The sequence below is a fragment of the Nonomuraea rubra genome (assembly GCF_014207985.1).
In the GTDB taxonomy this organism is placed as follows: Bacteria; Actinomycetota; Actinomycetes; order Streptosporangiales; family Streptosporangiaceae; genus Nonomuraea; species Nonomuraea rubra.
This window is the reverse complement of record NZ_JACHMI010000001.1, coordinates 3,388,336-3,410,636: the sequence shown is the minus strand read 5'-3', so window position 1 is coordinate 3,410,636 and position 22,301 is coordinate 3,388,336. Positions and strand designations below refer to the sequence as shown.

The 22,301-nt window shown below is 73.4% G+C and carries 19 protein-coding genes and 1 pseudogene; 7 read left to right on the top strand and 13 right to left on the bottom strand.

What is annotated here, in order from left to right:
* Window positions 1-45 precede the first annotated feature (45 nt).
* A complete protein-coding gene (locus HD593_RS15510) occupies window positions 46-312 on the top strand; it encodes a hypothetical protein (RefSeq protein ID WP_185102834.1) in 267 nt (88 codons plus the stop codon).
* On the opposite strand, the gene HD593_RS15505 is transcribed toward HD593_RS15510, so the two are convergent.
* From HD593_RS15505 to HD593_RS15470, 8 genes and pseudogenes are all read right to left on the bottom strand, one after another.
* On the bottom strand, window positions 309-1,274 hold the full coding sequence (locus HD593_RS15505) for an ABC transporter substrate-binding protein (protein ID WP_185102833.1): 966 nt from the start codon (window positions 1,272-1,274) through the stop codon (window positions 309-311). The genes HD593_RS15510 and HD593_RS15505 overlap by 4 nt on opposite strands.
* Window positions 1,275-1,286: 12 nt before the next feature.
* Window positions 1,287-2,249, bottom strand: coding sequence for an ABC transporter permease (locus tag HD593_RS15500; RefSeq protein WP_185102832.1), 963 nt, complete (start codon window positions 2,247-2,249; stop codon window positions 1,287-1,289).
* The gene (locus HD593_RS15495) at window positions 2,246-3,013 is read right to left on the bottom strand and encodes an ATP-binding cassette domain-containing protein (protein ID WP_185102831.1); all 768 of its coding nucleotides are present in this window, start codon (window positions 3,011-3,013) and stop codon (window positions 2,246-2,248) included. The genes HD593_RS15500 and HD593_RS15495 overlap by 4 nt, the downstream gene beginning before the upstream one ends.
* Before the next feature lie 76 nt (window positions 3,014-3,089).
* Window positions 3,090-4,121, bottom strand: a complete 1,032-nt coding sequence (locus tag HD593_RS15490) for a mannosyltransferase YkcB-related protein (protein WP_185112766.1) — start codon at window positions 4,119-4,121, stop codon at window positions 3,090-3,092.
* Window positions 4,122-4,236: 115 nt separating this feature from the next.
* Window positions 4,237-4,632, bottom strand: a pseudogene (locus HD593_RS15485) (glycosyltransferase); the annotation flags it as partial.
* Window positions 4,633-4,657: 25 nt separating this feature from the next.
* Entirely contained in the window at window positions 4,658-6,058 is a 1,401-nt protein-coding gene (locus HD593_RS15480) for a HAMP domain-containing sensor histidine kinase (RefSeq protein ID WP_312903484.1), read from the bottom strand.
* Window positions 6,055-6,753: a response regulator transcription factor gene (locus HD593_RS15475; protein WP_185102830.1), complete on the bottom strand. Its 699-nt coding sequence runs from the start codon at window positions 6,751-6,753 to the stop codon at window positions 6,055-6,057. The genes HD593_RS15480 and HD593_RS15475 overlap by 4 nt, the downstream gene beginning before the upstream one ends.
* 65 nt (window positions 6,754-6,818) lie before the next feature.
* Window positions 6,819-8,015, bottom strand: coding sequence for a cytochrome P450 (locus tag HD593_RS15470; protein WP_185102829.1), 1,197 nt, complete (start codon window positions 8,013-8,015; stop codon window positions 6,819-6,821).
* Between the two features lie 87 nt (window positions 8,016-8,102).
* Between HD593_RS15470 and HD593_RS15465 the strand changes: the two genes are divergently transcribed.
* A complete protein-coding gene (locus HD593_RS15465; RefSeq protein WP_185102828.1) occupies window positions 8,103-8,657 on the top strand; it encodes a TetR/AcrR family transcriptional regulator in 555 nt (184 codons plus the stop codon).
* Between the two features lie 13 nt (window positions 8,658-8,670).
* Here the strand turns inward: HD593_RS15465 and HD593_RS15460 are convergent, their stop codons facing one another.
* Both HD593_RS15460 and HD593_RS15455 read right to left on the bottom strand, forming a co-directional pair.
* Complete coding sequence (locus HD593_RS15460; RefSeq protein WP_185102827.1) at window positions 8,671-10,176, bottom strand: phytoene desaturase family protein; 1,506 nt, start codon at window positions 10,174-10,176, stop codon at window positions 8,671-8,673.
* Between the two features lie 131 nt (window positions 10,177-10,307).
* Window positions 10,308-11,198 (bottom strand): LysR family transcriptional regulator, encoded by an 891-nt coding sequence (locus HD593_RS15455; RefSeq protein ID WP_185102826.1) that lies wholly within the window; start codon window positions 11,196-11,198, stop codon window positions 10,308-10,310.
* Window positions 11,199-11,502: 304 nt separating this feature from the next.
* Here HD593_RS15455 and HD593_RS15450 point away from each other — a divergent pair, with 304 nt between their 5' ends.
* The 5 genes from HD593_RS15450 (at window position 11,503) to HD593_RS63375 (ending at window position 17,326) form a co-directional block, all read left to right on the top strand.
* Window positions 11,503-12,579: a YeiH family protein gene (locus HD593_RS15450; protein WP_221524776.1), complete on the top strand. Its 1,077-nt coding sequence runs from the start codon at window positions 11,503-11,505 to the stop codon at window positions 12,577-12,579.
* 121 nt (window positions 12,580-12,700) lie between these two features.
* Window positions 12,701-13,627 (top strand): pseudouridine-5'-phosphate glycosidase, encoded by a 927-nt coding sequence (locus HD593_RS15445; protein WP_185102824.1) that lies wholly within the window; start codon window positions 12,701-12,703, stop codon window positions 13,625-13,627.
* Window positions 13,624-14,553 carry a carbohydrate kinase family protein gene (locus HD593_RS15440; RefSeq protein WP_185102823.1) on the top strand — a complete coding sequence of 310 codons (930 nt, stop codon included), beginning with the start codon at window positions 13,624-13,626 and terminating at the stop codon, window positions 14,551-14,553. Before HD593_RS15445 ends, HD593_RS15440 begins: the two co-directional genes overlap by 4 nt.
* An 83-nt stretch (window positions 14,554-14,636) precedes the next feature.
* A complete protein-coding gene (locus tag HD593_RS63380) occupies window positions 14,637-17,087 on the top strand; it encodes a hypothetical protein (RefSeq protein WP_185102822.1) in 2,451 nt (816 codons plus the stop codon).
* Between the two features lie 107 nt (window positions 17,088-17,194).
* Entirely contained in the window at window positions 17,195-17,326 is a 132-nt protein-coding gene (locus HD593_RS63375; RefSeq protein ID WP_281402460.1) for a hypothetical protein, read from the top strand.
* A 170-nt stretch (window positions 17,327-17,496) separates the two neighbouring features.
* Here the strand turns inward: HD593_RS63375 and HD593_RS15425 are convergent, their stop codons facing one another.
* The 3 genes from HD593_RS15425 to HD593_RS15415 form a co-directional block, all read right to left on the bottom strand.
* Window positions 17,497-20,613 (bottom strand): helix-turn-helix transcriptional regulator, encoded by a 3,117-nt coding sequence (locus HD593_RS15425; RefSeq protein WP_312903483.1) that lies wholly within the window; start codon window positions 20,611-20,613, stop codon window positions 17,497-17,499.
* Window positions 20,614-20,683: 70 nt separating this feature from the next.
* Window positions 20,684-21,118, bottom strand: a complete 435-nt coding sequence (locus HD593_RS15420; RefSeq protein WP_185102821.1) for a GNAT family N-acetyltransferase — start codon at window positions 21,116-21,118, stop codon at window positions 20,684-20,686.
* 46 nt (window positions 21,119-21,164) lie between these two features.
* Complete coding sequence (locus HD593_RS15415) at window positions 21,165-22,301, bottom strand: acyl-CoA dehydrogenase family protein (RefSeq protein WP_185102820.1); 1,137 nt, start codon at window positions 22,299-22,301, stop codon at window positions 21,165-21,167.

The window sequence follows — 22,301 nt, the reverse complement described above, 5'->3', positions numbered from 1 at the left end:
CACAAGATCGTGCAATTCTGGCGCGAGACGTTGCGGAGGTGACGCATGATGCTTGATACCGCGCTCTGCCTCGAGCGGTTCGCCTGGCACGCGGGCCGTCATGCCGACCTGGCCGTGCAGAGCCTGGCGCTGTCCAGCGACCCGGCGTACGTATCGGTCCGCAACCGCTTCTCGGCCACCCTCGCCGAGACCGTGACCTGCTCCGACGAGGGCGCCTTCATCACCTCGTGGGGTTACCGCCTGGGCACCACGGAGGACGTCGAGTCCGCCGCCGCCCGCCTCGCCTTCCTCCTGGCGGCCCTGCCCGCCTAGCAACCGGCCTTGTAGAGCACCTTCTGCACCTCGGGCCGGTCCACGTTCGCGGCCGTGACGATGGTGGCGTCCGTGGGGATCGACGGGGTGACCTGCTGGCCCCTGACCGCCGCGACGGCCTGCTCCACGCCCTTCGCCCCGATGTCCCCGGGCAATTGCGCGATCAGCGCCTGCACGACGCCCGCCCTGAGCTGCTCGACCTGGGCGGGGCCGGCGTCGAAGCCGACCATCTTGACCTTGCCGAGCTTGCCGGCCTGCTGGAGTGCGGTGCCGGCGCCGGTGGCCGAGTTCAGGTTCGTGGCGAACACCCCGGCCAGGTCGGCGTCCTTGGCCAGCGCGGCGTTCATGATGCGGGAGGCCTCGCCGACGTCGTTGTGCGAGTACTGCACGCCGAGGGAGGTCAGGCCCGGGTGGTTCGCCCCGAGCTCCTCCTCGAAGCCCTTGATCCGCGCGTCCACGGTGCTGACGCCCGGGTCGGTGGAGATCACCAGCACCTTGCCCTTGCCTCCGACCTGCTCCGACAGCGCCTTGGCCGCCGCCGCGCCGCCCTTGAGGTTGTCGGTGCTGATCCTGGACAGGCCGATGCTCTGGTCCTCGACCACCGTGTCCACCAGGATGATCTTGATGTTCTGCTGCTTGGCCTGGGTCAGCGGCGCGATCATGGCCTTGACGTCGGTCGGGGCGATCAGCATGGCGTCCGGCCCGCCCGCGACGACGGAGTTGACGATCGGCGTCTGCAGCGTCGGGTCGAACTTCTGCGGCCCCTGCACGTCCAGCGCCACGCCCAGCTCCTGGGCCTTGGCCCGCGCCCCGCACGCCATGGTCTCGTAGAACTCCTCCCCCGCCAGGCCCTGCACGAGCGTCACCCTGATCCGGTCGTCACCACCGCCCGCACCACCGCCCGCGCCTCCGCAGGCGGTGAGCAGCAACATCGCTCCGAGAGCGGCCATGGCCTTGCGCATGGTGGTGCCTCCTTACTGGTCGCGGGCCCGGCGCCTCCACTGGTCCACGTAGACGGCGGCGACGAGCACGGCGCCCACCACCACCTGCTGCCAGAACGGCCGTACGCCGAGGATCTGGAAGCCGTTCTGCAGCACGACGGGGATGAACACGCCGATGACCGTGCCCGCCACCGTCCCCGCCCCGCCGAACAGGGAGGTGCCGCCGATCACCACGGCCGCGATGGCCTGGAGGTTGTCGGTGGAGTGCGCGGAGACGCCGGTGATGCCGTACTTGGCCAGCGACAGGTGCCCCGCCAGGCCGGCGAGGAGGCCGGCCAGGCCGTACACCTTGATCAGGTGCCTGCGCACGGCCACGCCGCCGCGCCGGGCGGCCTCGGCGTTGGAGCCGATCGCGTACGTGTGCCGGCCGAAGCGGGTGAAGGCCAGCGCGAGGGCCAGGACCGCGGTGATGGCGGCGCAGATCCACACGATCAGCGGCACGCCGAGCCAGCGCGCCAGCCCGAGCCCCAGGTTGAGGCCGGCGGGCGCGCGCAGGTCGACGCCTCCGGTGAGCAGGAGCGCGCCGCCGAGGGACATGCCCAGCGTGCCCAGCGTCACGATCAGCGCCGGGATCCGGCCCAGCGCGACCAGCACGCCGTTCAGCAGGCCCCAGGCCAGGCCGGTGGCGAGCGCGCCCGCCGCGCCGAGCAGCGGCGAGCCGGTGCCCTCGATGACCCTGGCCGCCACCACGGCCGAGAACACCAGCACGCCGCCGACCGACAGGTCGATCCCCGCCGTGATGATCACGAACGTCATGCCGGTGGCCAGCAGGAGGAGGATGGCGGCGTCGCTGACCAGGTTCAGCAGGTTGAACGAGGTGGGGAAGGAGCGCGGGGCCAGCACGGAGAACGCGACCAGCAGCCCGGCCAGCACCAGCCCGATCCACACGACCTGGAGCCCGCCCAGCCGCGCCGGCCTGGTCCCTGGGCCGCTCATTCCTGGGCCTCCCGCTGTTCGAGCACGCCCGTCATGGCGCCGACCAGCTCCTCCATCGACACCCGTGCCGTGTCGAACCTGGCCACCCGCCGCCCCAGCCGCAACACCTCGACCCGGTCGGAGACCGCCATGACGTCCTGCATGTTGTGGCTGATGAGCACGACGGACACGCCGGAGTCCCGTACGGTCCTGATGAGGTCGAGCACCCGCCGCGTCTGCAGCACGCCCAGCGCCGCCGTCGGCTCATCCATGAACACCGCCCGCCGCGCCCACGTGACGGCCCTGGCCACCGCGACGCCCTGCCGCTGCCCGCCGGACAGGGCCGACACGGGCGCGCTCTGGGACGCCAGCCGCACGCCGAGCCGCTCGCAGGCCCGCTGGGTCTCCCGCCGCATGGCCGCGTTGTCCAGCACGCCGAGCAGGCCGAGCAGGCCGGGCCTGAGGCGTTCCCTGCCGAGGAAGAAGTTGGCGGCGGGGGTGAGGTCGGCGCAGAGCGCGAGGTCCTGGTAGACGGTCTCGATCCCGGCGCCCCTGGCCTCCTCCACGGACCCGAACGCGACCGGCTCGCCGTCGGCCTCGATCGTCCCGCCGTCCGGGCGCTCGACGCCCGAGAGGATCTTGGCCAGCGTGGACTTGCCCGCCCCGTTGTCGCCGATCAGCGCGACCACCTCGCCGGCCCCCAAGCTGAAGTCCGCGCCGCGCAGCGCCTCGACCTGGCCGTAGCTCTTCACGATCCCGCGGGCGGCGATCAGCGGTGCGGCCATAAGACCATCAAGAAGCGGCCTGACATCGTTGTCAAGACCCAGTGGGGCGCCGCCGCAGGAGCGCCGCCCTCGCCTGTCACTTGCAGTCGTAGAGCCCGTCCTGGCCGTCCACGGCCGTGCAGTTCTGCTGGACCCAGCTCGTCACCTCCGCGTTGCCCCGGCCGGGACGGCCGCCGCTGCCCGGCAGGACGTACCTGAGCTGTCCCGAGGAGACCAGCGAACGGAGACGGTCCACGGTCATGGCGGGGTCGCTGCCGGTGAAGCCGCCCATGGCGATCACCGGCTTGCCGGTGGAGAGGATCAGGCCGGACGCCTGCTGGGCGCTGCTCACCGCGGCCAGCCACATGGCGCCGCCCTGGTTGGCCACCAGGTACCCGGCCAGCTCGTCGCTGACGCCGCCGCCTGGGCCGCCGCGTCCCATGAATCCGGTCCGGCCACTGCCGCGCTCGCCGGTCGCCGCCGTCCGCCCCTCCTGCGGGTTCCCGCCCGGCTGGGCCGCGCCGCCCGGGAACCGGCCACCGTCCGGCATGCGTCCCGGCGTGCCTCCGGGCCCGCCGAAGCCCATCCGTCCGGACGAGGGCCCGGCGGTCGGGTTCGTCCCGTTGATCTGGGACCGCAGCGGCGTCACCGCGTACGCGGCGGGCCCGGCCAGCCCGGCCACCAGCGCGGCCACCAGCGCGGCCACCAGCGCGACGGCCGCGACCCGCACCTGCACCCTGCCCAGGACTCTGGCCAGCACGAGCACCACCACGGCCACCAGGGTCGCCCCGAGCACAACCCAGGCCAGCCACGGCAGCCAGTCAGGCGTGCGCCGCAGCACCACGAACGACCAGCCCCCGGTCAGCGCCACCGCCAGCGGCAGCACCCAGGCCCACGCCCGCGACCGCCGGTACGCCCGCCACATCACCACACCCCCCATCCCGGTCAGCGCGGCCACCGCCGGAGCCATGGCCGTCGTGTAGTACGGGTGGAAGGTGCCGCTGGAGAAGCTGAACACCACGGAGTGCACGACCAGCCACCCGCCCCACACCAGCCAGGCCGCCGCCGTAGGCCCGCCGCCGGCGAACCGCCGCCGCACCCGCGGCAGGACCGCGAACCCCAGCGCCACCACGCAGAACGGCAGCAGCCACGAGATCTGCCCCGCCAGGATGTCGTTGAACAGCCGCCCGGCCCCGGCCTCCCCGCCGAAGCCACCACCCCCGCCGCCACGCCCCTGGCCGAAGACGCGGCCGAGGCCGTTGTAGGGCCACGTCGCTGTGGCCGGACAGCAGCGGCGCCACCAGCGGCAGGAACGCGTCGAGGTCGGTGGACAGGTCCACGTCCATGTAGCTCACCACGTCGGCCTCGCTCTGCGACCACACCCTGCGCAGCGCCCGCCCGCGGCCCTTCTCGTCCAGGTGCACGGCGCGTACGTCCGGCAGCTCCCGGGCCAGCTCGGTGGCGATTTGCCAGGTGTTGTCCGTGCTGGCGTTGTCGGCGATCGTGATGCGGAAGCCGTAGGGGAAGTTCCTGGCGAGGTAGGCCTGCAGCCGGGTGATGCCGGCCCGCAACGCCCGCTGCTCGTTGTGGACCGGGACGACCACCTCGACCAGGCGGGTCCGCACTGCTGTTGTCTTCATGCAGCAAAGGACACGTTTTGGGTCTTTAAGCCGACTTATCCGATTCTGAGTTGCGGATGAGAGTTCCCGGCAGGGTCATGGTGGCGATGGCTCCGCCGTCCGGGGCGTTCTCCAGGCTCACGCTGCCGCCGGCCTCCGTGACGGCCTGCGCCACGATCGCCAGCCCCAGCCCGGAGCCGGGCAGGCCACGGGCCGACGGGGAGCGCCAGAACCGCTCGAAGACGTGCGGCAGCTCCTCCTCGGGCAGGCCGGGGCCGTGGTCGCGCACGGTCAGGCGGCCGTCGCGCAGCCTCACCTCGACCTGGGCGCCGGGCGGGCTGAACTTGGCGGCGTTGTCGATGAGGTTCAGCACGGCCCGTTCGAGTGACGTGGCGCTGCCCACGACGTACCAGGGGCTGAGGTCGGTGACGACCTCGGCGCCGCGCAGCCTGGCGCGCTCCACGGCGGCCGTGACCACCTCGTGGAGGCCCAGCTCGACGTGCGGCTCGTGGTCGGTGTCGCCCCTGGCGAGCTGGAGCAGGTCGGCCACCAGCGTGGACAGCTCGGCGAACTGCGCCTTCACGTTGACCAGCAGGCGCTCCTTGGCGCCCGGGTCGAGGCTGCGGCCGGTCTGCTCGCTGCGCAGCAGCAGGTCGATGTTGGTGCGCAGGGTGGTGAGCGGGGTGCGCAGCTCGTGGCCGGCGTCGGCGACGAGCTGTTTCTGGCGCTCCCTGGAGCCGGCCAGGGCGGCGGTCATGGCGTTGAACGAGGAGGACAGGCGGGCGATCTCGTCGTCGCCGTGGACGGGGATGCGGGTGTCGAGGTCCTCGGTCTGCGCGATGTGCTCGACCGCCCTGGTCAGCTCGCCGACCGGCCGCAGGGCGGAGCGGGAGATCGCGAGCCCGGCCAGGGCCGCGCCGAGCACCCCGAGCACGGAGATGCCGGCGAGACTGACCCCGGCGAGCCGCAACGTGCGCTGGATGTAGCCGACGGGCCTGGACTCCATGACCGCCACGCCGGGCTTGAAGTTGACCGTCACCACGCGGACGGGCTTGCCGTCGCGCGTCGTGCCGTAACGGTAGACGGGCTCGCACGGCTCGAAGGCCGCCGAGTCCCGCTCGTAGTCCGGCACGATGGGCGACTGGCCGATCGAGCAGGTGGTGCCGTTGGCGAACAGTAACGTCGCCGAGCCGTCGGCGAACGGGCCCCGCGTGCCGTCCGGCGTGCAGTTGTGCTCCAGGAACCCCCTGTCACCGCCCCTCACGGACTCCAGGATGCTCTGGTCGAAGTTGCCGATGAGCCGGGTTTGCAGGACGTAGTAGGACAGGCCCGCGCACATCGCGATGGCCAGCGCCACGGCCACCGTGACCAGCAGCGTCAGCCGCGTGCGCAGGCTGCCGCGCCTGGACAGCGCGACCAGCCGCGCCCGCAGCTCACCGCCGTTCACTGCGTCGCCCTGAGCACGTAACCCACCCCGCGCACGGTGTGGATCACGCGCGGCTCGCCCCCGGCCTCGGTCTTGCGCCGCAGGTACATCACGTACACGTCGAGCGAGTTGGACGTCGGCTCGAAGTCGAAGCCCCACACCTCGCTGAGGATCTGATCCCTGGTCAGCACCTGGCGCGGGTGCGCCAGGAACAGCTCCATCAGCAGGTACTCGGTCCTGGTCAGGTCGAGCCGGCGCTCGCCGCGCGTGACCTCCCTGGTCGCCGGGTCCATGTGCAGGTCGCCGTACGAGAGCGTGTCGCCCTCGGGGGTGCCCGAGCTGAGCGCGCCGCGCCGCAGCAGGGCCCGCACCCTGGCCAGCAGCTCGTCCAGCTCGAACGGCTTGACGAGGTAGTCGTCGGCGCCCGCGTCGAGCCCGGAGACCCGGTCGCCGACCGCGTCGCGGGCCGTGAGCATGAGCACCGGCACGTGGTTGCCCGACCCGCGCAGCCTGCGGCACGCGGTCAGCCCGTCGAGCCGGGGCATCATGACGTCGAGCAGCACCGCGTCGTACGGCTCCGCCGCCAGGGCGTCGAGCGCCTGCTGCCCGTCGTTGGCGGTGACGACCTTGTAGCCCTCGAACTCCAGGCTCGACTGCAGAGCCTCGCGCAACGCGGGCTCGTCGTCCACTACCAGCAACCGTGCGGGCTCACTCATGCTTACAAACGCTAGGGGCTCATCATGAAAACGTGATGAACGGCCTCACGGAGAATTTATGAGGATCACCACGCGACGGGCATCGACGTGAGCCCGAAGATGGGTCCATCGTACTTGGCGGACAGCTCCTCGTCGGCCACCGTGACCCGCAGGCCGGGCAGGCGCTCGAACAGCGTGCGCAGCGCGATCTCCAGCTCGGCGCGCGCCAGGTTCTGGCCCAGGCACTGGTGCACGCCGTACCCGAAGGCCACGTGGTGGCGGGCGCCGCGCTCGACGTCGAACTCGTCCGGCCGCTCGAACGCCCGCGCGTCCCGGTTGGCGGAGGCGCCGAGCACGAAGATGCCCTCGCCCTTCCTGACGAGCTGCCCGCCGATCTCCTGGTCCTCGACGGCGACCCGGTCGAAGGCCACCCAGTCCACGATCGAGTGGAAGCGCAGCAGCTCGTCGACCGCCATCGGCCAGCGATCAGGGTTCTCGCGCAGCGCGGCGAGCTGGTCCGGGTGGCGCAGGAGGGTGAGCGTGGCCAGCGGGATCATGTTGGCGGTGGTCTCGTGGCCGGCGACGAGCAGCAGGAACATCACCCCCACCAGCTCGTCGTGCGTGAGCTGCCCGCCGGTGATCAGCCGCCCGAGCAGGTCGTCCCTCGGAGCCTTCTCGGCGCCGGTGACGAGCCCGTCGAGGTAGTCCCTGATCGCGAACGCCGGCGTGTGGAAGTCCCCGTCGGAGCTGAGCATCTCGCGGGTGCGCGCCTGGAAGAACTCCCGGTCGGCGTACGGGACGCCGAGGAGCTGGCAGATCACCAGCGAGGGCAGGGCGAGCCCGAACGACTCGACCAGCTCGGCCTCGGAGCCCCGCGCGACCAGGTCGTCGATGAGCCCGTCGACCAGCGCCTGGATGCCCGGCCGCAGGTCCCTGATCCGCCTGACGGTGAACTCGGGGATGAGCAGCCGCCTGAACCTGGTGTGCTCGGGCGGGTCCAGGTCGATGAAGTGGCCGGCCAGGAACCTCTCCATGGCCGCCGCCTCCTCGGGCGACGGCGGCGGCGAGGGGCGGAGCGCGGCGTTGGGGTGGCCGGGCGTGGCCGGGCTGGTGCTGATGCCGCCGCCGCCGAGCACCTGCTTGGCCTCGGCGTGCCGGGTGACGAGCCAGACGTCGCCGCCGGGGAGCGAGGTCCGTACGAGCGGGGCCTCCTCGCGCATCCGCTCGTACTCGGGCGGCGGCGCGAACGGGCAGGTACGCGGAACTGGGAAGGAATGCGCCATAGTGTTGCCCCCAAAGAAGCCGATCGCATTGCTTACTTACGTGAAAGTAAGCAATGAGGCGATGGGCCGTCAAGTGATGGGAGCGGGATGGCGGGCCGGCGGACGGACACACGTGAGCGGATCCAGCAGGTGGCGCTGGAGTTGTTCGCCGAGCGCGGATACGACAAGACCTCGCTGCAGGAGGTGGCCGAGCGGCTGGAGATCACCAGACCGGCGCTCTACTACCACTTCCGCACGAAGGAGGACATCCTCGCCAGCGTGGTGGACCGGCTGTGCGACTCGATCGACGAGCTGATGGCCTGGGCCGCGGAGCAGCCGAGGACGGCCGAGTCCCGGCGGGAGATCCTGCGGCGCATGGCGGGGCTGATGGAGGACCAGTGGCGGCCGATGTTCAGGTTCGCGCAGGTGAACCAGGGCGTCATGCAGCACAACGTGGCCGGGGAGCGCATGCGGAGCCGGATCGTCGGCATGTTGTCGGTGCTCGCCGTACCGGGGGCTGACGCGGTCAAGCAGTTCGAGGCCAGGCTGGCGGTGTTCGCGGTGATCCTCGGGAGCGCACCGTTCCTGTTCGACATGGACCTGGACGAGGCCGAGCGGGCGGACGTCGCCCTGGAGGTGGCCGCCAAGCTCGTCGCCGACTGAGCCCCGGGCCGGGCTAGCCGCGCAGGAGTGCCATGGCGGCGTTGTGGCCACCGATCCCGCTGACGCCGCCGCCCCTGCGGGCGCCCGCGCCGCACATCAGGATGCGCTCGTGCTCGGTCTCCACGCCCCACCCGCCGTCCTCGGCGTACGGCCAGCTCAGGTCGGTGTGGAAGATGTGGCCGCCGGGCAGCCCGGCGTCCCGTTCGAGGTCCACGGGTGTCTTGACCTCGACGCACGGGGTGCCGTCGGGGGCGGTGAGCAGGCAGTCCTCGATGGGCTCGGCGAGGACCGCGTTCATGGAGGCGAAGGTGGCGTCCAGGGCCAGCTTCCTCGCCTTGTCCGGATTTTTCCTGAAGAGGCGGGCGGGCAGGTGCAGGCCGAACAGCGTCATCGTCTCGGCCCTGCCCCGCAGCCCGGGCCCGAGGATGGAGGCGTCGGTCAGCGAGTGGCAGTAGACCTCGGCGGGCGGCAGCTCGGGGATCTCACCGCGCGCCGCCTGCTCGTACGCCGCCGCGAGCTGATCACGTCCCTCGTTGATGTGGAACGTCCCGCTGAAGGCCGCCCGCGGATCCACCGCGGCGTCCTTGAGCCGGGGCAGCCGCGTGAGCACCATGTTGACCTTGAGCTGCGCCCCCTCGGGCACCGTCTCCGGCCGGCCCATCACCCGGTCGAGCACGGCCGGAGGCAGGTTCACCAGCACGTGCCCGCCGCTCACGGTGTGCTCGCCGTCGTCCGTCACGAACGTCACCTCGCCCGACGGCGAGATGCCGACGATCTCCGCCCCCGTCCTGATCTCGGCGCCCGCCCGCCTGGCCGCCGCCTCCAGCGCCCCGGACACCGCGCCCATCCCGCCGACCGGGACGTTCCAGTCGCCGGTGCCGTCGCCGATCACGTGGTAGAGGAAGCACCGGTTGGCCAGCAGGTCGGTGGCCGGGTCGGCGAACGTGCCGATCAGCGCGTCGGTCAGCACGACGCCGCGCACGGTGTCGTCGCGGAACCGCTCGTCCACCGTCTCCCCGATCGGCCGCGCGAACAGGTCACGCCACGCCTCCTGCCCCACCAGGCGCTCGATCTCGGCCTGGGGGCGCAGCGGCTGGAGCAGCGTCGGGGCGAGGGCCCGGGCCACCTCCGCGGTCATGCCGTAGAAGCGCCGCCACGCCTCGTGGTCGGCCTCTCCGCCCGTGACGCTCCTGAACGAGGCCGCCGTACGCAGGTCGTCCTCGTTGTCGACGAGCAGGCCCGTGTCGCCCTTGGGGGTGTAGGAGGCGTACCGGCGGCGGCGCAGCTCCAGGTCGAGCCCCAGGTCGCGGACGATCTGGGTGGGCAGCAGGCTCACCAGGTAGGAGTACCGGGACAGCCGCACGTCCACGCCGGGGAACGCCCGCGCGGAGACGGCCAGGCCGCCCACGTGCGCGTACCGCTCCAGCACCAGCACCCGCCGCCCGGCACCGGCGAGGTACGCCGCCGCGACCAGCCCGTTGTGCCCGCCGCCTGCCACGACCACGTCATACGAACCCACCTTCGCACCCTACGACCCGCCCCGCCCCACCCGTCAACGCCCCACCCCATCGACAGCCGGTCAGCGCGCGATGGTGGCAGGAGCCGTTCGGGGGTGGGCAGCGCTGGGCAGGAGCGGCGCGGCTGCGCAGGTCAAGGGCGGGTCGCGATGGACAGGAGAGTGGCGGCGGGGCCGGTCAGGGGGCGGCCGCGGCGCCACACCGCGCGCAGGCTGCGGACCAGGTTGACGCCCGTGAGCGGCACCTCCACCAGCCGCCCCGTCGCCACGTCGGACTCCACCGCGTACCCGCTCAGCACCGCCGGCGCCACCCCCGCCTGCGCCGCTCCCTTCACCGCCGAGTTCGACCCCAGCTCCAGCCGCGGGCTGGCCCGATGCATCGCGGCGAACGCCACGTCGAGCGTCTCCCGCGTACCGGAGCCGGTCTCCCGCACGACGAGCGGCGTGGCGGCCAGCTCCGGCCCCCTGAGCACGGTGCGGCGGCGCGCCCACGGATGCGCGGGCGCCACCACGACCACGAGCCGATCGGTCCCCACGACCCGCACGTCCAGCCCGTCCGGCACGCTCGGCCCTTCGACGAACCCCAGCTCCACCTCCCCGGCCAGCACCCTGGCCGCGACGTCGGCCGAATTGACGACGTCCAGCCCCACCTGGACCTCGGGCTCCCGGTGCTGCAGCTCGCCGAGCCAGCGCGGCACCAGGTACTCGGCCACCGTCATGCTCGACGCCACCCGCAGGTGAGCGGCCTCGCTGAGACGTACGGCCTGGACGGCGCGCATCAGCTCCTGGGCGGCGGCGAGCACCTGCGTGGCCCAGCCGGCCACCATCTTGCCCTCGGCGGTGAGCACGGAGCCGCGCGGGGTGCGTTCGAGCAGGGGGAGGCCGAGGCGGCGTTCGAGCAGGGCGATCCGCTTGCTGGCGGACGGCTGCGCGATCCCGGCCGCCCTGGCCGCCCGCCCGAGGCTGCCCAGCTCGCCTACGTCGACGAGGAGCTTGAGCGAGTCGAGATCCGGCAGCGCACTCATAGCCTCAGGCTATGACCTCCCAGGCAAGGCATGGCTACCGGGCGTTCCTCCCGCTCCGAAGACTGGGATCATGCTCACCAGCCCGCACGACCCCGCCGCCCGCGACCACCCCCAGCGGCCCCGGCCACGCACGGTATGGAACCACCAGCCACACCCTGGCCGGCCCACCCTGCAATCACACCCCGAAGGCCTTTCGACTCCCCGCTCCTGGTGGGCACACATCGCGGGGCCCCGCTCCAGAGGGGCACACCTGGCCGGACCTGGCCGTCGATGGAGCGGCCTCGATGAGGCAGGCGGGTGGTGGGTGCGGCGGGCACGGGCGCGGGTCGGGCTGCTCTGGCCGGGGGTGGCCGCGGCGAGCGTGGCGGTGGTGTTGGCGGCGCTCCTCAACCGGCTCGTCCCGGCCCTCTCCCCCGCCGTCGTGGCCGTCGCGGCGGGAGCGGCCGTGGCGAGCGTGGTGGGTGTCGGCGAGCGGCTGCGGCCGGGGCTCGCGTTCGTGTCCAGGCGGGTGCTGCGGGTGGCGATCGCCCTGCTGGGCCTGCAGATCGCCGTGCCTCAGGTGCTGGCGCTCGGCTGGCAGAGCCTGGCCGTCGTGGCGGTGGCGACCGGGGTGACGTTCGCCGTGACGCCGGCGATCGGGCGCAGGCTGGGCCTGAGCCGCGGCACGTCGCTGCTCATCGCCACGGGCGTGTCCATCTGCGGCGCCGCCGCCATCGCCGCGATGCGCGAGAGCACGGACCTGCCCGACGAGGACGAGGCCGCCGCGAGCGCGCTCGGCGTCGTGGTGCTGTACGGGACCGCGGCCATCGCCCTGATCCCCCTGCTGGCGGGCCTCATGGACCTGTCGCCGGCCCAGCTCGGCGTGTGGACGGGCGCGGCCGTGCACGAGGTGGCGCAGGTGGCCGCGATCGGCGCCACCGCGGGCGTGCTGGCCACGGCCGTGACGGTCAAGCTCGGCCGCGTCATCCTCCTCGCCCCGATCGTGGCACTGACCGCCTACCGGCAACGTCGGCTCCCCGCCGCGGTGCGGACACCGGACGCGAGAGGGACAGCGGACGCGGAGCCGACGCCGGACGCCGGGACGCCACCGGACGCACGACCGACGGCGGACGCGGGGCGGCGGAGGCCACCGGTGGTGCCGTTGTTCGTGGTGGCGTTCCTGGCGATGGTGGCCGTCCGGAGCACCGGGCTGGTGCCCGCGGCGGTGACCCGCGCGCTCCCCGGCGTGACGAACGTGCTCATGGCCGCCGCCCTGTTCGGCCTCGGCACCGGCATCGACGTACGCCGGCTCCTGCGGGGCGGCCGGGCGGCGCGGCTCGGCGGCATCGCCACGGCGATCATCGCGGTCACGTCCCTGGCGGGGGTCGCGCTTCTCGTGTGATCCTCAGGAGTGGACGGCCAGGCCAGGGGCCCCGTATCCTGCTCCGTTTGGAACAAATGCCGCAAAATCGGCCGTTCCAGGAACGCAGGTCCAGCACCACTCAAGGAGCACGAAACTCACCATGCACAGCACCGCCGACTCCCTCCTGCAGCCGTCCGACGAGGTCGCCGAGGCCCTGGCGGCGGGCGCGCCGGTCGTGGCGCTGGAGTCCACGATCATCTCCCACGGGCTGCCGCAGCCGCGCAACCTGGAGGTGGCGCGTGAGCTGGAGGGAGTCGTACGGGCGGCGGGCGCCGTGCCGGCCACCATCGCCGTCCTGGACGGCGCGCCCCGCATCGGCCTGGACGAGGCGGAGCTGGAGCGCATCGCGTCCGAGCCCGGGCTGCGCAAGCTGGGCCAGCGCGACCTGCCCCTGGCCGCGGCGCTGAAGGCCAGCGGCGCGACCACGGTGTCGGCCACGTCGTTCCTGGCCGCGCGCGCCGGGATCCGGGTGTTCGCCACCGGCGGCCTCGGCGGCGTGCACCGCGACTGGACCGAGGACCAGGACGAGTCCGCCGACCTGGACACGCTCGCCCGCACGCGGATCACCGTCGTCTGCGCGGGCGTGAAATCGATCCTGGACGTGCCGGCGACGCTGCAGCGGCTGGAGACGCGGGGCGTGAGCGTGGTGGGGTTCGGCACGGACACGTTCCCCGGCTTCTATCTGCACTCCTCCGGCCAGCCGATCGACTGGCGGATCGAGTCGCCCGACGAGGCCGCGGCGATCATGCGCGGCCAGGACGCCCTGGGCGGCCCCGAGACCGCGCTGATCGTGGCGAACCCGGTCCCCGAGGACCAGCAGCTCGACCCGGAGCTGCACGACCGCGTGCTGGCCGAGGCGCTGGCCGCCGCCGAGCGCGAGGGCGTCAAGGGGCAGGCGATCACCCCGTTCCTGCTCGGTTACCTGGTGAACGGCACCGCCGGCGCCTCCCTGGAGGCCAACCTGGCCGCCGTGCGCGGCAACACCGCCCTGGCGGCCCGGATCGCCGTCTCCTGGGCCCGATCGTGACCGACAGCGGCCTCCTGATCATCGGGGACGTCGTCACCGACGTGGTGGCGTTGCACGGCTCCCCTGTGAGGTCCGGCACCGACACGGCCGCCGACATCATGCTGCGCCCCGGCGGCTCCGGCGCGAACACCGCCGCCTGGGCCGCCTGCCTGGGCGCCGAGGTGCACCTGCTGGCCAGGCTCGGCTACGACAGCAGCGAATGGCACACCACCGAGCTGGTCAAGACGGGCGTGCACCCGCACATGGTCGTGGACCCCGACCGCCCCACGGCCGTCGTGATCGCGATGGTGGACCGCAGCGGTGAACGTTCGATGCTCACCAACCGCGGCGCCGGCGGCCTGATCTCGGCGGCCGACTGGGACCCGGCCCTGCTCGGCGGCGTGGCGCGGCTGCACCTGTCGGGTTACGTCCTGTTCGCGGAGGCCGGGCTGGGCCTGGCCAGGCGGGCCATGGCGGACGCCGCGGCGGCGGGCGTCGCGATCAGCATCGACCCGGCCTCCACGGGCCCGCTGCAGGAGTTCGGCCTCGAACGTTTCATCCGCGAGACCGCGCCCGCCGGCCTGATCATCCCGAACCTCGACGAGGCCCTGCTCCTCAGTGAGGCCCGGACGGCGGAGCAGGCGGCCGTACACTTGAGTGAGAGATATGGCACAGCCGTGGTGAAGCTGGGTGCGCGGGGCGCGCTGGCCGCCGTGGACGGCGAGGTGGTGGCCACCGCTGAGGGGGTGTCCGCCGAGGTCGTCGACTCCACGGGGGCGGGTGACGCGTTCGCCGCCGGGTACCTCGCCGCGAAACTGCTCGGCGCCGGCGAACAGGCCGCCTTGCAGGCGGGTTGCCGTGCTGGTGCCGAATGTGTGGCCCAGGTGGGCGGCCGTCCACGGTACGGTTTGGATCTGAACCGTCTTTACCCTATTCACACTGATTGATAGCTTGCCGCGTAGGCTGCACCATTAGCCACATGCGTTACGGGCAGCACCACGCGGCTCACTGGGGAGGATAAGGTCCGCCGATGGAAGTCGAGTCATCGATCTGCCTGAGCGACCTAGTCCCTGCGCTGCGTTGGAGCCGCCCGCAGCAGGTGGCCGAGGCGCTGGGTGATCCGCGCCTGCCCGCGGGGTGGTGGTCCTCTCTCGCGCTGTCCAAGGCGCTCGGCACGGCGGGGCTCGACTGGATCTGCGACCGGCTGGCCCGGCTGGCCTCCTCCCGATGGGACCACCTGCCGCTGGCCGACCTGCTGCCCGCGCTGACGGTTCACCACATCGATCCCGCGCTGCCCGGCTGGCCCGAGGCCACCCGTACGGCGATCACCGGCCTCGGCGGCTGGCAGCGGCTGCGCCGCCTGTCGCCCAGCGACCTGACGACCCCGTCGGCCACGCCCGAGGCCGTGATCGGGTCGGTCTTCCGCGAGATCCTCGGCCGGATCCCGGCCCAGCGCGAGGCTCCCGTCGCCGCCGCCCAGGCCGGGCATCCGGAGGTCACGCGGCCGCTCCAGCGCGGCCAGTCGCCCGCCTCCTCCCCCGGTACGGGCTCGTTCCCCGCGCAGCCCTCGTCGGCGGGCGGGGCGCGCCAGACCGGCTCCTTCCCGCAGCCCGCAGCCGCCGACAGCGGCCCGGGGGCACGCCAGACGGGCTCCTTCCCGGCGGTGCCCGGTGAACGGCAGACCGGCTCGTTCCCCGCCGTACCGGGTGAGCGCCAGACGGGGTCCTTTCCCGGCGAGCGTCAGACCGGCTCGTTCCCGGCCGTGCCCGGTGAACGGCAGACCGGCTCGTTCCCCGCCGTACCAGGTGAGCGCCAGACGGGCTCGTTCCCCGGCGAGCGTCAGACCGGCTCGTTCCCGGCCGTGCCCGGCGAGCGCCAGACCGGCTCCTTTCCGGCCGTTCCTGCCGCCGACGGCGGACCGGAGGCGCGCCAGACAGGCTCCTTCCCCGCCGTACCCGGCGAGCGCCAGAGCGGCCCGTTCCCCGCGGCCGACGGCACGCCGGGGTCGCGTGAGACGGGCTCGTTCCCCGCGCAGCCCCAGGGCGGGCCGCGCCAGGGATTCGCCGGCGAGGGCGGCGGACTGCCGCAACGCCCGGCACCCGGCCAGCAGGAACGCCTCCCGCAGCGCCCCACGGGCCCGCAGCCCGGGCGCCAGGACCCGAACGCCCTCCCGTCCCGTCCCGGCACCCCCGGTTCCGCCCCGGGCGCACCCGGCTCCCCCGGCTCTGCCTCAGGCCTCCCCGGCGTCCCCGGCTCCGGAGCCCCCGGCTCGAACGCCGCCCCTGGCGCCCCCGGCTCCCGTCCCGGCGGATCCGCGCTGCCCGGCGCGCCCGGATCCACCCCGCCCGGCTCGATCCCGCCCCTCCCCAGCGGCACCGACCCCGCCGCCAAGGGCTACTCCACCCCCGTCCCCTCGGACACCGACCACGCGATGGTCCGGGTCGTGGACAACCTCTTCCGCAGCCTGGACAAGCTGGAGCTGGCCGTAGCCGTGCACCGGCTGTTCGCCGAGGACCCGGTCAGCCTGCGTACGCTCGCCCACAAGATGCTGGTCGAGCGGGAGGCGCTCTCCCAGGCCCAGCGCACCGCCGAGGAACGTGTCCTGCAGTGGCTGCGTTCCTCCGAGTCCGCGCCGGTCACCGGCCACATGTTCCGCCTGACCGAGTGGCTGGGCGCGGCGGCCACCGAGGACCAGCTCATCGGCGCGGACCCGGCCCACCCGGTGATGGTCCCGTCGCTGCGCACGCCGCTGTGGCGGGTGCTGGTGACGCTGATGCCGGACCGCCGCCTCCAGGACGGCTGGCTCGTCGTGGGCGACATCCACGGCCTGCAGGCCCGTACGAGGCAGCTCCTGGCCTCCAGCTCGCCCGACGCCGACATGGTTGAGCTCATGGGCGAGCTGGGCATCCGCGCCCACTCGGCCAAGGCGTGGCTCGACGCGCTGCCTCCCGAGACAGGTCCCGACCCGGTGGCCGCGGCCCCGTCGCCGGCCCAGCCCCTCCCCCGCCGCACGCCCGGCGCCAACGGCCACCACCACCGCGGCGGCCAGCCCATCCCGGCGGCCACGGCCGGATCCATCGACCCCTCGGCCGCGCTGGCCACGCTGTCGGCGCTGTCGGGCGGGCGCTCGTCGATGCTGCCCGCCGGCGGCCTGGCGGGCGCCCCGTCCACGCCTCCGCCGCCGCTGCCGAGCCCGTCCTCCGACCCGCGCCGCTGGCAGCGCATCGAGGTCACGCCCGAGCACCTCAGGGGCGGCCCGGTGGCGGTCCCCGAGGGTTACGCGGCGCAGCTCGGCATGCGCCCCGGCACCCTGCTGTCGGTGACGGGGCCGGGCGACAACGCGATCGTCCTGGTCTGGCAGGGCCATCAGCCGGTCTTCGACTCGCTGCAGCCCGTCCTCATGCGCCTGAACGCCCGCCCGGGCGACCAGGTGTACGTCACCGTGGACGGCTACCGCCTGGAAGCCCAGCTCACGGCCTGACGCCGCCCTCCCCGGGCTCCTCCGCCGGGAAGAAGATCGCACTCAGCACGTACGGCACCCGCCCCGCCACCGTCCAGCGCGCCGGCTTCGGCTCGTTCCACGCCCCCGTGAGCCCGCTGGACGCCTACGACCTCGTCGTGTACCTGCCCCACGTCACGGGCGCCGAGCCCGCCGAGACCGCACTCGCCTGCTCACCCCAGGAGGTCCGGAAGGTGTTCTCCCCCTACAAGCCACAGTGACCCACTCCAGGACCCACTCCAGCGGTGCCACCGCCCGCGGCCGATGGGCCGTAGCGGGCATCAGCCGCAGTCGGGACATCACAACAACCAACCGCTCGCCCAACGGGCGCGGACGTGGCGTCTTTGCGCGCATCAGCGGAACAGGTGGGGGCGGCGGGCAGGGGCGGGCGTCAGTCGAACAGGCGCAGGCGGTGGGCCGTGGCCGCGGCCTCGCCGCGCGTGGCGGCTCCCAGCTTGGCCAGGATGTTCGACACGTGCACGCTCACCGTCTTCACCGAGATCACCAGCTCCTCGGCGATCTCCCGGTTGCTCCGCCCGTTCGTCACCTCCCGCAGCACCTCCAGCTCCCGAGCCGTCAGCCCGAGCGGCTGCCCACCGGCGGCCTCCTCCGAGCCGCCGCCGATCCTGGCCCGCCGCGCGAACGTGTCGAGCTGCTCGAGCAGCGGCGTGGCGCCGAGCTCGCGGGCCAGCTCGCGGGAGCGGGTGATCCGCGCCGCCGCCCCCTGCCGGTCGCCGGACGCGAGCGCCGCCTGTGCCGCGGCCGACAGGCTGAGCGCCTCGGCGTACGGCTCCCGCAGCGCCTCCCACGCCCCCACCGCCAGGTCCCAGGCCTTGAGCCGCCAGGCGACCGCCTCAGCGGCGTGCTCCAGCGGCGCCTCGGGCCCGGTCAGCGCGCCGAACGTGAGCCGGTGCGCCTGCTGCTGGTCGCCCTCGGCCATCAGCTCCCCGCCGAGCACCCGCAGCCGCGGCAGCAGCGACAGCGCGAGCCGCGCAACCGCCCCGAGCTCCGCAAGCTCCAAGGGCTGCACGACCCCCGCAGACGGCACAGCCCCCGCAGACCCCGCAGACCCCGTGGACGGCGCGGACGGCGCGGCCCCGCCGGACCGCGCGGACGGCGCGGACGGCGCGGACGGCGCGGCGTCCCTCGGTGCGACCGCGCCGAGGCCCGCCGTGGCGTCCAGGAGCCGCGACGACGGCACCACATCCCAGACGAGCCGCGCGATGGCCACCAGCACCGGCCAGGCGTACCGCGGGTTGCTCACCAGGTCGCGCTCCTCCAGGGCCCGCGCCGCCGTCTCGACGGCCTGGTCGAGCTGCCCCCGCGCCTGCAGCAGCCGGATCTCCCTGCACAGGTGGGGCAGCGTCGTCTGGTCGCGGTAGCTGCCGCGTGACAACACGCTCCGCGACGCGTCCAGCAGCTTCGCCGCCCGGTCGAGCTGCCCGCGCGCCAGCGCGATGTCGGTGGCGAACCCCTGCAGGCTGGCCCGGTACGGGGCGGGCGGCGCCAGCTCCAGCGCGTGCTCGACGACCTGGAGCGCCTCGTCCCAGCGCCCGAGCGACACCAGCGGCTCGGCCAGGTTGATCGACAGGAACGTGCCCGACGTGCGGGCCAGGCCGTACTGGCGGGCCTCCTCGACGCCCTCGCGGGCGACCTGTGCGGCCCGCTCGTGCATGCCGGCGCCTTCCAGCGCGTCGGACTCGGAGATCGCGCAGCGCATCAGCGCGTTGTACGCTTCGTCCCGGTAGGCGATGCGGCGTGCCTCGGCGAACGCGGCGAGCTGGGAATCCATCTCGGCGTAGCAGGAGTGGCCCCAGGTGAGACTGATCATCGCGTGCGCCTCGACGTTGGCGTCGCCGACCTCGTGGCCGATCTCCATGGCGCGCCGGGCCGTGGCCTGGCGCTCCGGCCGGTCCTCCGGCCGGTGGAGCATGCGCGACAGGCTCTCCAGCACCTGGCCGCGGAGCTTGAGCTGGTCGGCGGGCACGAGGCCGGCGGCGGTGCGCAGGTCTTCCAGGTGGCCGGTGCGGCCCAGGTCGTAGCGGGTCAGGCCGCGCTGGCGCAGCAGCATGGCCGCCCTGATCGGGTCGACGCAGTGGTCGAGCTCGTCGAGGGCGGCGGTCGCCAGGGCGATGCTGCGCTCGTACTCGCCGGACAGGTGCGCGACCGTGGCCGTCTGCCTGAGCACGTCGATGCGGTCGGCGCCGATGCGCTCGGCGGCGTCGGGCACCTGGTCCCACAGCTCCAGCACCCGGGAGAGCATGCGGAGCTGCTCGTCGTAGGCGGTGGACTTGCGGGCCGCGGCGGCGGCGTGCCAGGCGCTGGTCAGCGCCCAGGTGGAGTCGTGGGCGGAGTGCCAGTGGTGGGCCAGCTCGATCGCGCCGCGCGGGGCGGGCAGGATCGACAGGTCGCGCTCCAGCGCCTCGGCGTAGCGGGTGTGCAGGCGGATGTGCTCGCCGGGCAGCAGGTCGTCGTGGAGCGCCTCGCGGATGAGCGCGTGGCGGAAGCTGTAGCCCTCGCCGTCGACCACCAGCACGTTGCCCGCCACCGCGGGGCGCAGCGCGCGTGACAGCGCGCTCTCGTCGAGCCCGGCGACGGCGCTGAGCAGGGCGTGCTCGATGCGCTGGCCGCCGGCGCTGGCCACGCGCAGCAGCTCCTGAGTCTCCTCGGGCTGCCGCTCGACGCTGGCCAGCAGCAGGTCGCGCAGCGACTCGGGCAGCGCCTCCCCGCCGCCGCACTCGTTGAGCAGCGCCTCGACGAACAGCGGGTTGCCCTCGCTGCGCGCGTAGATGAGGTCCATGTCGGCGGGGGACGGCTCGCGCTCCAGGATCCCGGCGGCCAGCGCGACGGCCTCCCTGCGGGTCAGCCTGCGCAGCTCGGCCCTGGTCACCCACTCGACCCGGCCCAGCTCGGCGAGCAGCGGCCGCAGCGGGTGGTTGCGGTGCAGCTCGTCGGTGCGGTAGGTGACCACGAGGAGCAGCCGGGCCGCCGTACGCTGGTAGCGCACGAGGAACGTCAGCAGGTCGCGGGTGGAGCGGTCGGCCCAGTGGGCGTCCTCCACGATCAGCACCACGGGCCGCTCCTCGGCCAGCCGCTCCAGCAGCCCGAGCACCTGCTCGAACAGCCGGGCCCTGGCCTCGGGCCCGTCCTTGCCCGGCTCGCCGAACTCGGGCAGCAGCCGCGCCAGGGCGCGCGCGTTGCCGCCGGGCACGAGCGCGGCCACCGCGTCGCGGCCCAGCTCCCGCACCAGCCCGCGCAGCACGGCGGTGAACGGTGCGAACGGCAGGCCCTCCGTGCCCAGCTCCAGGCAGCCGCCGACGAGCACCAGGGCGTCGCCCGCCCGGTGGTCGACGAACTCCTTGACCAGCCGCGTCTTGCCGACTCCTGCCTCGCCACCGACCAGCACGGTGGACGACGCCCCGGCATGCGATCTGGCCAGGGCGTCGCCGAGAGCGGCGAGCTCGCGGGCACGCCCGACGAACAGGGGGCTCACGGCGTGGATACTCACGCCCCAAGGATGCCATCCGCCTGTGACAGAAAGGTGCGCCAGGCCCCGTTCTACGCGCTCAGCGGAGAGGTCAGCGCAGGACCTTGCGGAAGAACGTGGCAGACGCCTCGTACCCCAGCGCATGGTAGAACTCGGGCGCCCGCCGCGTGGCCATCGCGACGTACCCGGCCTCGCGCGACCGGGCCCACCGCTCGAACTCCTCCAGCAGCGCCCGCCCGATCCCCTGCCGGCGCGAGCCCGACCCGACCATGGCCTCCTCGACCCAGGCGACCGGGCCGTTCGCGAAGAGCGTCAGATGCACGAATCCGAGCAGGTAGCCGTGCACCCGCCCGCCCACGACGGCGGTGAGCAGCAGGGCGTCATCGTTGGCGAGCAGCGCGGGCAGCGCGGCGTCGAAGGCGTCGCGCTCCGGCCTGAACGTCAGGCCGAACTCGCGGGCCAGCGCGAACACCTCGTCCGCGTCCGACTTCTCCGCCCTCCTGATGAGAAGATCGTCAGCCGTCATGACCAACGACCCTAGATCGTCGTGAGCGCATCACGCAAACACCTGTTCACAGGTCGCCCAGCCCGAGTTGCCGCGCGATGAGCATCCGCTGCACCTCGCTGGTGCCCTCGCCGATCTCCAGGATCTTGGCGTCGCGGTAGAAACGCCCGACGGGGAACTCGTTCATGAACCCGTACCCGCCGAAGATCTGCGTCGCCTCCCGGGAGTTGTCCATCGCCGCGTTCGAGGAGACCAGCTTGGCGATCGCCGCCTCCTTCTTGAACGGCACCCCGGCCAGCATCTTCTCGGCCGCGTGGTAGTAGGCCAGCCGGGCGGTGTGCGTGCGGGCCTCCATGTCGGCGATCTTGAACTGGATGGCCTGGTAGTGGCCGATCGGATGGCCGAAGGCCCGGCGGTCCCTGACGTACCTCAGGCACTCGTCCACGCAGCCCTGCGCCAGCCCCACGCCGATCGCCGCGATCGCGACGCGGCCCTCGTCGAGGGTCTGCAGGAACTGCGCGTAGCCGCGGCCGCGCTCGCCCAGCAGGTTGCCGGCGGGGACGCGGCAGTCGGTGAACGACAGCTCCCGCGTGTCGGAGGCGTTCCAGCCGACCTTGGAGTACTTCTTCGACACCGCGAACCCGGGCGTGCCGCTCGGCACCAGGATCGTGGAGATCTCCCGCTCGCCGGTCAGCGCGGCCACGCCGACGACGCCGGTGATGTCGGTGCCCGAGTTCGTGATGAACGCCTTCGTCCCGTTGATCACCCATTCGTGGCCGTCGAGCGCGGCCGTGGTCCGCATGCCGCCCGGCACGTCGGAGCCGCCGCCCGGCTCGGTGAGCCCGAACGCGCCCAGCGTCCCTCCGGTGGCCAGCCTGGGCAGCCACTCCGCGCGCTGTTCGGCGGTGCCGAACCGGAAGATCGGCATCGCGCCGAGCGACACCGCCGCCTCCAGGGTGATGGCCACGCTGGAGTCGACCCTGGCCAGCTCCTCCAGGGCCAGGCAGAGGGCGAAGTAGTCGCCGCCCATCCCGCCGTACTCCTCGGGGATCGGCAGGCCGAACAGCCCCATCGCGCCCATCTGCCGCACGACGTCGTACGGGAACTCCTCCCGCTCGTAGAAGTCGCCGATCACCGGCGCGACCACGTCGCGGGCGAACGCCTCCACCGTCTTGCGCAGCTCTTGGTACTCGTCGTTGAGCAT